We start from the raw sequence: 10,453 nt of genomic DNA, 5'->3' as shown, positions 1-10,453 counted from the left end.
GATCCTCAGGAAGCTGAGGCTTTTTTACGCCGCTGTTCTGGCCGCTTTGCTCAACCGCTCAATCGCTGTCGAATACCAGCCGTGAGGGCAAGCGCCGTCCAAAACGAATTATTCAGACCCGACTACTTAGTTATCACAAAAGTCATTTTCTTTTATGTTAAATGTACTTCGAGTACATTAAATCACCCGAGATCCTTCGCTGATTGGCTGGCACTCAGTGCAGTATCGCCCGCGACGAGATTGGTAATTGAACTCGTGATTGGATTGCGAAGGGAAATTATATTTTTCGAAATAAATCTGTATGCAAACAACAATTTCAGATCCGGGTAAGCGCACTTCTCATTTTCATCTAGCCGTTTAAAGTCATCTTTAAAATCCAGATTAATCGCGAAATTAAAATTTCCTCGTCAATCTATACCTGCCTGCCCCCAAAACTTTGCTGCGATTGGCTCAACATCCTCGATCACGAATTTTTTCCCGGTAAGCGCGGATACCTCCACTCGCGTCGCTCACCTTGAGTTTCATCATCCGTCGCGCTACATTGCCGCTCGCAGCATTCCGCACGGACTCCTGCGCACTCTGTAACTCGTACGTAAGGAAGCTCCGATGGGGCAACAGGCGGAAGGCAACGACGACACTCCCTGCAGCCCGGCCGGCCGCGACGCGTTCGCGCCGGTCGCGGGCGCCGCCGCGTTGCTGGTGGCCGCGACCGGCACGCTGAGCGCCGTCGACTTCCTGCCCGAAGACTTGCGCTGGTGCGCGCCGCTCGCCAGCGCATGGTGCAACGTGCTCGTCGTCGCGATCGGTGTGCTGCTCGCCGATCGTGCACGCCGCCATCCGCCGCACGGCTCGGCGGCCGGCCTGCTCATGAACTGGCTGCGCAGCGCATTCAGCCGCAAGCAGGAGCCGGAGCAAGTCGACAATCCGTGGCCGGCGATCGCCGCCGCGATCGACTGGCGGCCGTGGGCCGTCACCGCCGGCGGTGCGTTCTCCGTCGCGCTTGCCGCGCTCACGTGGCAGCCGCCGTCACCCGCGATGCTGGTTCGCGCAATGGCTGCGCCCGAACCCATGCTCGCGGCCGGTGCGGCCTGCATCGTCCTCGCCTTTCTTACACTGGTCGCCGAACGCCATCATGCGGCGGCCGCCAGCGGTTCAGCGGTATCCGCGTCGCTCACCCGGGTGTTGCGCGTCGCGCTCGTCACCGCGCTCGCGGGTGCGCTGGCCGCCGCATGGTTCGCATTCCGGCACCTCACGGCCGACTGGCTCGTGCAGGCGGTTGCGCTGCTCAATGCAGCCGTCGCCGCCGAACTGGCCCTGCGCGGCGTGCTGTCGTGGTTTGCGGTGCCGCGCGGCGCCGTCGTGCCAACCAGCGCGATCGCCGGGCTGCTGAGCCGGCGCTCGTCGCCGTTCGCGTCGCTCGGCGCCGAACTGCGCCATCGGTACGGCGTCGATCTGCGGCAGAGCTGGGGCTGGCGCAGCTTCGTGCGGCTGCTGCCCGGCGCGCTGGCCGCCACCGTTGCGTGCGCGTGGCTGCTCACCGCCCTCGTCGTGCTGAACCCCGAGCAGCGCGCGGTATATGAACGGTTCGGCGCGCCGGTCGGGGTCTGGCAGCCGGGCCTGCACGTCGGTTTGCCTTGGCCGTTCGGGCGCGCGCGCATCGTCGACAACGGCGCGGTGCACCAGGTCGCGATCGCGGGCAGCGCGAATGACGGTAGCGCCGATACGACGTCTGTGCCAGCCGATGGCCCGACGCCCGAACGCCTCGACCGTCTGTGGGATGTGCCGCATCCGTGGGAAACCACCCAGGTGATCGCCGGCGCGAACGGCGACCGCCAGAACTTCCAGGTCGTCAACGCCGACGTCCGGGTCGACTACCGGCTCGGGCTGACCGATGCCGACGCGCGCGCGGCGCTATATCGCACGATCGACCCGGAAAGCACGGTGCGCACGAGCGCCAATCGCGAACTCGTGCACTACCTCGCGTCGCATACGCTCGAAGCGCTGCTGGAAACCAATCAGGCCGCGATGGCCGATCAGTTGAAGCGCGCGATTCAGCAGCAGCTCGACCGGCTGCAAAGCGGCGTCGACGTGATCGCGGTCGTGATCGAGAGCGTGCATCCGCCGACCGGTGCGGCCGCCGCTTTCCACGACGTTCAGGCCGCGCAGATTCGCGCGCAGGGCAGCGTGGCGCAGGCACGCGGCTTCGCGGCCGGCCTGCTCGGCAACGCGCAGCAGCAGGGGTTCGAACGGGTCGCGCAGGCCGAAGCGCAGGCTGGCGATATGGTGTCGTCGGCGCGCGTGCAGCAGATCGATTTCGACGCCGACCTCGTCGCGTACCGGCTCGGCGGCCCCGCGTTTCCGTTCGAGTATTACCTCGACCGGCTGCAACGCGGCCTGCGCAACCCGCGCATGACGATCATCGACGACCGGCTTGCCGACGGCACGCGGGCGACCGTCGATCTTCGCAATACTCCTGCCGGCGATCTGGCCGGCATCCATTGACATGTCGCGGCGATATCCGCACGGGCGGCGCAACACGGCGGCAGGCCGTGCCGCCGCCCGGCACGCGGACGACGCCGCACCCGGGGCGACATCGTGAGTCTGTTTCATTCGCACGCGCATGATCATGCGCACCACGGCCATGGCCACGACCACCACCAAGTGCATCACGGCGCACCGCAGCCGCCCGGCGCGTTCCGCCTGCGCGTCGCCGTCGCGCTGCTGTGCGTGCTGGTCGCGCTCGCGGTTGCGAGCTTCGTACAGGTGCGCGCCGGCGAGGCATCGGTCGTCACGCGCTTCGGGCGGCCCGTGCGCGTGCTGCTCGAACCCGGGCTCGCGTGGCGCCTGCCTGCGCCGATCGATGCGGTGACGCCCGTCGACCTGCGCCTGCACACCACCTCGAGCGGCCTGCAGGACGTCGGCACCCGCGACGGGCTACGCATCATCGTCGAGGCGTACGTCGCGTGGCGCGTGCCAGCCGATGCGCGCGACATCGGGCGCTTCATGCGCACAGTCGGCAACGAGCCGGACGAAGCGGCGCGGCAGATCCGCTCGCTCGTCGGCTCCGCGCTGCAAACGACGTCCGCCGGATACGATCTGGCGTCGCTCGTGAACACCGATCCGGCCCAGGTGAAGCTCGGTGAATTCGAAGATGCACTGCGCCGGCAGATCGACGCGCAGCTTTATGCGGCTTACGGGGTGCGCGTTGCCCAAGTCGGGCTCGAACGGCTCACGCTGCCGGCCGCCACGCTTGCCGCGACAGTCGACCGGATGAGCGCCGAACGCGAGACCGTCGCCGCGCAGCGTACCGCGGACGGCAATCGCGAGGCCGCGCAGATCCGCTCGGACGCCGAGCGCGACGCGCGCATCGCGCTGGCCGATGCTAACGTGAAAGCGGCCGGCATCGAAGCGCAGTCGCGCAAGGACGCGGCCGACATCTACGGCAAGAGCTATGCGGGCAACCCGCACCTGTACACGATGCTGCGTTCGCTCGACACGCTGAACGCGGTGGTCGGCACCAATACGAACCTGATCCTGCGCACCGACGCCGCGCCGTTCCGCGTGCTCGTGGAGGGCCCGACCGACGGGTCGGGGCAGGCGCCGCCGGCACCCAAAGCGCACAAGGCCGCGCGATGAGCGAGCCGTCCGCACCGCCGCTCGGGCCGGGCGCGCAGGCCGTGCGCCTGTCGTTCTGGTTCATCGCCGCGCTCGCGGTGCTCGCCGCAGGCACATGGGCCGGCTCGAACATCCGGCGGATTCCGGCGGACAGCCGCGCGGTCGTAATGCGTTTCGGCGCGCTCGTGCGCACCCAGGACGCCGGGCTCGTGATCGCGTGGCCGCAGCCGTTCGAATCGGTCATGCTCGTGCCGGGCGCCGCGCGCGTGCTCGAGCAGCGGATCCGCTCGCTCGACCGCGATCCGCGGGCGCTCGCGCGATCCGCGCAGGGTGTCGCGCGACTGCCCGACGCGTTGGCCGGTTCAGGCTACGTACTGACCGGCGACGGCGGCGCGGTCGCGTTGAGCGCGGTGCTCTATTACCGGGTCAGCGATCCGTACGCGTATGTGCTGCAGCAGGACCGTCTCGATGCGGCGCTCGAGCGGATCGTGTCCGCGTCGGCCGTCGAGGTCGCGGCGACCCGCGATCTCGACGCGATCCTGGTCGCGCGGCCCGAGCAACTGGCCGCCGACCGGCAGATGGCCGCGCGTCGCGAACGGTTGCGCGGCGATCTCGCCGACGCGATCGCGCGGCACCTGCGCGCACTCGATGCGGCGCACGCGGGGTTCGGCGTCGAAGTTGCGCGCGTCGACGTGCAGCCCGCGTTTCCCGGCGCGGCGGCCGACGCGTTCAACGCGGTGCTGACGTCGCTACAGGTCGCCGAGCGCACCATCGCCGAAGCACGCACCGCCGCGGAACAGCGGCGCCAGGACGCGCAGCAGGATGCCGACCGGATCGTGCAGGACGCGCAGGCCCACGCGGCCGAACGCGTCGCGACCGCGCAGACCGACACGCTTGAAATCCGGCAACTCGCTGCAACGCTCCGCGAGAACGGCGATCCGGGGCTGCTGGCACGGCTGTATCGCGATCGCGTGCAGCGCGTGCTGTCGAAAGCCGGGCGCGTGACGACGATCGATCCGCACGACACCTCGAACCTGATCCTGCCCGGAAACGCCCGATGAATTCGCTCGCCGAACCGGCCACGCAGCCGGACGCCGCCCCCGCAGGTACGACGGCCTACGCGCTGTCCTCCGACGAGCGCCGCACGATCACGGGCCAGATCGCGCTGGCGCTGCTCGCGGGCGGCCTGCTCGTGCTGTCGTTCGCGTGGCGCATGCTGTCGGGCGGCGGAGAAACGCTCGCGCAACTCCTCGCCGCGCTCGCATCGCTGATCGTCGCGGGGCCGGTGTTCGCGAGTGCGTGGCACAGCCTGCGTGTGCCGAGCCTGCACGGCGTGACCGATCGCCTGATCGCGCTCGCGATGCTGGCCGCGTGGGCGATCGGCGACATGACGACGGCCGCGCTGCTGCCGATCGTGATGACGTTCGGCCATGCGCTCGAAGAGCGCAGCGTGCTGGGCTCGCAGGAAGCCATCCGCGCGCTCGGCCGGCTGACGGCCGGCCGTGTGCGCCGCATCGGCGCCGACGGCAGTGTGGTCGAAGTCGCGTACGACGCGTTGCGCGCGGGCGACCGCATCGAAGTGGTGGCCGGCGCCCGCATTCCGGTCGACGGCATCGTGGTGGCGGGCACGTCGAGCGTCGACAACGGGCCGATCACCGGCGAATCCGTGCCGCACGACACCGATGCGGGCAGCGCCGTTTATGGCGGCGCACTGAATCTCGACGGCGTGCTGCGCATCGAAGTCACTCACACCGGCAAGGATTCGACGCTCGGCAAGATCATCGCGCTGATGCAGCATGCGGAGCAGGCGAAACCCCCCGTCACGCAGGTCCTCGAGCGGCACATGGGCGCGTATCTCGCGCTCGTCCTGCTGATGGCGGCGATCGTCTGGTTCGCGTCCGCGAATGCGTCGGCGATGCTCGCGGTCATCGTGGCCGCGTGCCCGTGCGCGCTGGTGCTCGCCGCGCCGTCCACGGCCATTGCCGGGATCGCGGTCGGCGCGCGGCACGGCATCCTGTTTCGCAATGCCGCGTTCCTCGACAAGATCGCCGAAGTCGATTCGCTCGTGATCGACAAGACGGGCACGCTCACCCGCGGGGAATTGCAGGTCCGGCAGGTGTGGCTGCAGCCCGGTGTCGACGCCGCGCAGGCGCGTGCGCTGGCCGCGCGGCTCGGCGAAAGCAGCGCGCATCCGGCGAGCCGCGCGCTCGTCCGTGATGCCGCCGCGTCCGGCCTCACGGGCGCCGGCGTTGCGCCGTTCGAATGCACGCGGGAATTGCGCGGGCTCGGCGTCGTCGCCGACACGCCGGCCGGCACGGCGGTACTCGGCCGGCCCGCGCTGCTGGCCGACCATGCCAGTGACTTGCCGCCGGTCCCTGACGGTTTCGACGGGCCGCTCGTCGGACTCGTGCTCGGCGGGCGGCTGCTCGCGTGGTTCGGTTTTGCCGACACGCTGCGGCCCGACGCGCGCGAAGCGCTCGCCGAGCTGCGGACGCTGGGCCTCGCGCGGCAGACGCTGCTGACGGGCGACCTCGAGCGCGTCGCCGGCAAAGTCGCGGCCGAGACGGGTATCGAGACGGTGGTCGCACAGGCGCTGCCGCACGACAAGCTCGATTACGTGATGCGCGAGATCGGCGCGGGCCTGCATCCGCTCGTCGTCGGCGACGGGCTGAACGACGTGCTGGCGATCAAGGCCGGCTCGACGAGCATCGCGATGGGCGAGCGCGGCGTCGACATTGCGATCGCGTCGGCCGATATCGTGCTGCTGGGCGACGATCTGCGGCGGATTCCGACCTGCATCCGCCTCGGCCGGCAATGCCGGCGCACGGCGACGACCAATGCGGCGATCGGCCTCGCGTGGACGCTCGCGGTGATCGCGCTCGCCGCGACCGGCATGCTCGGCGCAGTGTGGGCCGCGATCCTGCACAACGTCGGCACGTTCATCGTGATCGCCAACGCGGGCCGTCTGCTGCGGATCGACGACTCCCCCAGCTCGGCGTTCGCTCCTTAGCTTCTGTCCAGGACCAGCCACGCCATTTAACGGTCGCGCCAGCTACTCACGCCTTCACGAAATCGAGCCTCGATGTTTCTGGGTCGAGCAATAACGCGAACCCAGCATCACTGTTGTAACGCAAACACGGTTCGTCGATATCTGGCACAGCAAATTGCCACGATTTTGTGCAAGCTCTCGCTGGGTCGATAACTCAGTCAGCAAGTCATTGATTAAAAGCTGGCGTGAGCCCGCTATATCCATCACACCCCCAACTGGATAAAGATGACAGGCCGCGCTCTGTCCGTCCCCGTCGAAGAGATTCGCGCGCGGCCCCGATGTCTGGGAGATCCAAATGGCTGATACTTGCGTTAGATAAGAACGCAGTTTCATTGCACCTGTTCCGCAGCTCCATCTCCGACATCGGACATTCGAAACCGGCCAGGTTTCGCCGCAAGCTGAAGCCTGGCGGACCGCCAGTCAGTCAACGACTGGATGCGTTGTCGCTTCGCAGTCGCTAGCGAAGACTGCGCATTCAACAATTCGAGTATGTTCCCCACGCCAACCTGATATCGATGCTGCGAGGCCTCGTAAGATCGGTGCGCCACGTCCAGCAACATCGCCGTGTTGCTCAGATTGTCCGTTGCTGCCTTTAGCGCCTGATAGCTCGTCCATACGTCGAGCCCCACCTGCTGCTCGACCTCATCAAGCGCATAGCGCTGCAAGTCGGTTCTCGCTTCGGCTTCGTGGATCTGATACGTTCGCGTAAATCCCTCAAAAATAGCGATAGTCAACTGAAACCCCAGATACCATTCGCGCCCGTTGGCGGGAAACTGCGGTACGCCCAGCTGGAGCGTGGTCGGCTGGTTGTTCCAGCTGTACTTGCTCACAAAGCTCAGGCTAGGCAGGCCCTCGGAGCCTCTCGCCCATTGCCGCAAATGCAGTAACTGAAACGCGTTTGCTGCCGGCAAGGGCGCGGCTATTCATCGAATTCCTGAAGGCGCGATTGCGTGAGCTGTAGCCAGGCGCCGTCAGGCAAGTGATTGCTCCGCGCAGTACGACGACTCGCGCGATAATCCGGCGCAGTTTGAGCACTGCTTCATGTCGACAACCGTATCGCTTTTGTACCTGCCAGTCGTTTGGAAGAAAAATGGATAAATTCGACGCAATGCGCGTGTTTGTGCGCGTGGTGGAATCGGGAACCTTTACGAAAGCCTCCGAGACCCTCAACCTCCAGAAGGCGACCGTCACGCGACTGGTCAAGATGCTGGAAGATGATCTGGCTACGAAACTGCTCAATCGCACGACCCGGCGCGTCACCGTGACGCCTGACGGCGCGGCCTATTACGACCAGGCCGTGCGCCTCCTGGCCGACCTCGAGGAGCTGGAAAACTCCATGACCGGCGCCAGGTTCAATCCAAAAGGCCGACTGCGCATCAATCTTCCGCGTCCGCTGGCCCACTCGGTGGTGGTGCCTGCACTGCCTGATTTTTTCGCGAGATACCCGGATATCGACCTGGAGATCGGTGCCAGCGACACGCCTGTCGACCTGTTCGCGGACAACGTGGATTGCGCAATCCGCATCGGAACCGTAGCCGATCAATCGCTGGTGGCGAGACGGATTGCTCTCAGCCATTTCGAACTCTGCGCATCGCCGGATTACTGGAAAAAGCACGCCAAGCCGCAGCATCCGAGCGAGATCGATCTTCACCATACGGTGATCCACATGATCTCGGCGAGAACGGCCAGACCATTCCCTATCATGGCCAGTCGCGGCAGCGAAACCGTCAATATCCAGGGCAAAAAAACCCTCCTCTGCAACGATGTATCGACCTGCACGGACCTTGCCAGAACCGGACTGGGCATCATCAGTGGCGGAACATTCATGACCGCACCGCTGATTGCCTCGGGCGAACTGGAGAGCTGCCTCGAGCTTTGGCAGCTTCCGCCAATGCCGGTATCGATCGTCTATCCGCCGAATCGGCATATCAGCAACAAAGTGCGTGTTTTCGCGGACTGGATCATCGAGCTATTTGCCCGGCATCCATCCCAGAAATCGTCGTAATTCTGGTTCGATTCAGGGGGGTATTCGACAACAATCTTTTGATAAAGCAGGAGTTTCTCAAACGGGTCCAGCTTTTTACACTGCTTTCGACGACGGGGCAACGCTCCGGTGTCCACATCCCACCCAGTCTTATGCGGAAGCAGATCATGAAAACGACAGACACAATGCCGGATCTACCGTCGACGCGGCCGGCGAATTCGCAAGGCGGTCTTGCCCGCGCGCTGACCCGCGGGACGACCGCCGGCGTGGCAGCCGGCTTTATCGTGCTGGTCCCGGTTTTAATCCTGCAGCTGGCGCGAGGCATCGGCGTCATTCCGGAAATGCAGTTGGCGGCCAGCAGCCTGATCGGCATGGCCGCCTACGAAGGCACCACCGGCCTTATTCTGGGTACCCTGCTTCACTTCTTTGTATCGATCGTTCCGGCAATCGCCTACGCTCTGGTCGCGTCGCGCCTGCCGGTCGTGAAGCGCCTCGCGTGGCTCGGCGGCCTGCTACTCGGCATCATCGTATTTTTTTTCATGGGCTTCGTCGTGTTGCCGCACAGCGCGTTCATTACACCTCCATCGGTATCGCCGATGCCCTTCCTGCCCGCCCTGCTCATCCATATGTTTGGTCTCGGTCTGCCGATCGCGCTAATCGTGCGGCGCGGATAATTTCCGCCTGAATCGACGCAAATCAAGCCACCCCTTCCATACCGGATACGTAGCAGTATTTAATTTATTCAACGCCATCTTCTAAAAAAGGAAATAAAAGATGATCGCCATTACTGGGGCCAACGGAAACCTTGGCCGACTGATTGTCAAAGGCCTTCTGCAAGCCGTCCCTGCCGGCCAAATCGTCGCGGCAGTCCGGAGCCCTGAAAAGGCTGATGACCTGCGCGCTCTTGGCGTTCAGATACGCGAGGCAGATTACGATCGTCCGCAAACGCTTGTCGAGGCGTTCAAGGGTGTGGAGAAGCTGCTGCTTATCTCGGCGGTACAACTGGGCGAACGATTCCGGCAACATCGCGCGGTGATCGACGCCGCAAGGCAAACGGGCGTGAAGCTGATTGCCTACACCAGCCTGCTACGCGCCGACACGTCCAATCTGATTCTTGCCGACGAGCACAACAGGACGGAAGCGTATTTGAAGAATTCGGGCGTGGATTTCGTGGTGTTACGCAACGGTTGGTACGTCGAGAACCATACCAGCGGACTTGCGGCAGCGCTCGCCAATTCGGCAATCATCGGCAGTGCAGGAGAAGGTCGATTTGCCGCTGCGTCTCGCGCCGATTTTGCAGATGCCGCGGTGACCGTCCTCACGCAACCCGGCCACGCCAACCAGACTTATGAACTTGCGGGAGACCATGCCTATTCGCTGGCGGAACTGGCCGCGGAAGTGTCGAAGCAAACGGACCGAACGATCGAGTACAACCACTTGCCCGCTTCCGATCTTGAGGCCGCGCTGCTGGGCTTCGGTCTGCCGAAGATGATTGTCGATGTCGTCGTCGATGCCGACCTGAAAGCATCGGCAGGCGAACTGAATAGCGACTCTCGCGATCTTTCCAGGCTTCTCGGACGGAGCACTACGACGCTGACCGAGGCGGTTAAAGTGGCGTTGAGGGGCTGATTGGTTACCGACGCCCTGGAGAAGCTGATCATTCGCACGAGCTTGATGAAAAGATCGCGAGTGGCTTTAATCCGACCGCCGCATGCGGCGCGAAATAGCCGAGCAGCACGCCGGCGGTGATGGCGGCCAGCACCTAAACATAGAGCACCGTGTAAAACGGTTTGCGTCATGTGTCT

General features: G+C 64.9%; 8 protein-coding genes. 7 read left to right on the top strand and 1 reads right to left on the bottom strand.

Annotation, left to right across the window (positions count from 1 at the left end; all coding sequences use genetic code 11):
• Positions 1-606: 606 nt before the first annotated feature.
• The 4 genes from hflK (AB4Y34_RS29510) (at position 607) to AB4Y34_RS29495 (ending at position 6,625) form a co-directional block, all read left to right on the top strand.
• The gene (hflK, locus tag AB4Y34_RS29510) at positions 607-2,502 is read left to right on the top strand and encodes a protease modulator HflK (protein WP_368718001.1); all 1,896 of its coding nucleotides are present in this window, start codon (positions 607-609) and stop codon (positions 2,500-2,502) included.
• A gap of 93 nt (positions 2,503-2,595) precedes the next feature.
• Positions 2,596-3,636 carry a protease modulator HflC gene (hflC, locus tag AB4Y34_RS29505; protein WP_368718000.1) on the top strand — a complete coding sequence of 347 codons (1,041 nt, stop codon included), beginning with the start codon at positions 2,596-2,598 and terminating at the stop codon, positions 3,634-3,636.
• Complete coding sequence (hflK, locus tag AB4Y34_RS29500; RefSeq protein ID WP_368717999.1) at positions 3,633-4,676, top strand: protease modulator HflK; 1,044 nt, start codon at positions 3,633-3,635, stop codon at positions 4,674-4,676. The genes hflC and hflK (AB4Y34_RS29500) overlap by 4 nt, the downstream gene beginning before the upstream one ends.
• Positions 4,673-6,625, top strand: a complete 1,953-nt coding sequence (locus AB4Y34_RS29495; protein ID WP_368717998.1) for a heavy metal translocating P-type ATPase — start codon at positions 4,673-4,675, stop codon at positions 6,623-6,625. The genes hflK (AB4Y34_RS29500) and AB4Y34_RS29495 overlap by 4 nt, the downstream gene beginning before the upstream one ends.
• A 368-nt stretch (positions 6,626-6,993) precedes the next feature.
• On the opposite strand, the gene AB4Y34_RS29490 is transcribed toward AB4Y34_RS29495, so the two are convergent.
• Positions 6,994-7,542: a TolC family protein gene (locus AB4Y34_RS29490; RefSeq protein WP_368718002.1), complete on the bottom strand. Its 549-nt coding sequence runs from the start codon at positions 7,540-7,542 to the stop codon at positions 6,994-6,996.
• Between the two features lie 212 nt (positions 7,543-7,754).
• Here AB4Y34_RS29490 and AB4Y34_RS29485 point away from each other — a divergent pair, with 212 nt between their 5' ends.
• The 3 genes from AB4Y34_RS29485 (at position 7,755) to AB4Y34_RS29475 (ending at position 10,277) form a co-directional block, all read left to right on the top strand.
• On the top strand, positions 7,755-8,669 hold the full coding sequence (locus AB4Y34_RS29485; RefSeq protein WP_176383205.1) for a LysR family transcriptional regulator: 915 nt from the start codon (positions 7,755-7,757) through the stop codon (positions 8,667-8,669).
• A gap of 131 nt (positions 8,670-8,800) precedes the next feature.
• The gene (locus AB4Y34_RS29480) at positions 8,801-9,322 is read left to right on the top strand and encodes a hypothetical protein (RefSeq protein ID WP_255208966.1); all 522 of its coding nucleotides are present in this window, start codon (positions 8,801-8,803) and stop codon (positions 9,320-9,322) included.
• A 100-nt stretch (positions 9,323-9,422) separates the two neighbouring features.
• Positions 9,423-10,277 carry an SDR family oxidoreductase gene (locus AB4Y34_RS29475; protein ID WP_368717997.1) on the top strand — a complete coding sequence of 285 codons (855 nt, stop codon included), beginning with the start codon at positions 9,423-9,425 and terminating at the stop codon, positions 10,275-10,277.
• The last annotated feature ends 176 nt before the right edge of the window (positions 10,278-10,453 follow it).

The sequence above is a fragment of the Paraburkholderia sp. BR10954 genome (assembly GCF_040965775.1).
Taxonomy (GTDB): Bacteria; Pseudomonadota; Gammaproteobacteria; order Burkholderiales; family Burkholderiaceae; genus Paraburkholderia; species Paraburkholderia youngii.
The sequence above is the reverse complement of the archived record's forward strand: the minus strand, read 5'-3'. Positions and strand labels throughout refer to the sequence as shown.

Excerpts from the sequence above, each read along its gene's own strand:
- AB4Y34_RS29475 (WP_368717997.1), top strand. The coding sequence starts at position 9,423 with ATGATCGCCATTACTGGGGCCAACGGAAACCTTGGCCGACTGATTGTC.
- hflK (WP_368717999.1), top strand. The coding sequence starts at position 3,633 with ATGAGCGAGCCGTCCGCACCGCCGCTCGGGCCGGGCGCGCAGGCCGTG.
- AB4Y34_RS29495 (WP_368717998.1), top strand. The coding sequence starts at position 4,673 with ATGAATTCGCTCGCCGAACCGGCCACGCAGCCGGACGCCGCCCCCGCA.
- AB4Y34_RS29485 (WP_176383205.1), top strand. The coding sequence starts at position 7,755 with ATGGATAAATTCGACGCAATGCGCGTGTTTGTGCGCGTGGTGGAATCG.
- AB4Y34_RS29480 (WP_255208966.1), top strand. The coding sequence starts at position 8,801 with ATGCGGAAGCAGATCATGAAAACGACAGACACAATGCCGGATCTACCG.
- hflK (WP_368718001.1), top strand. The coding sequence starts at position 607 with ATGGGGCAACAGGCGGAAGGCAACGACGACACTCCCTGCAGCCCGGCC.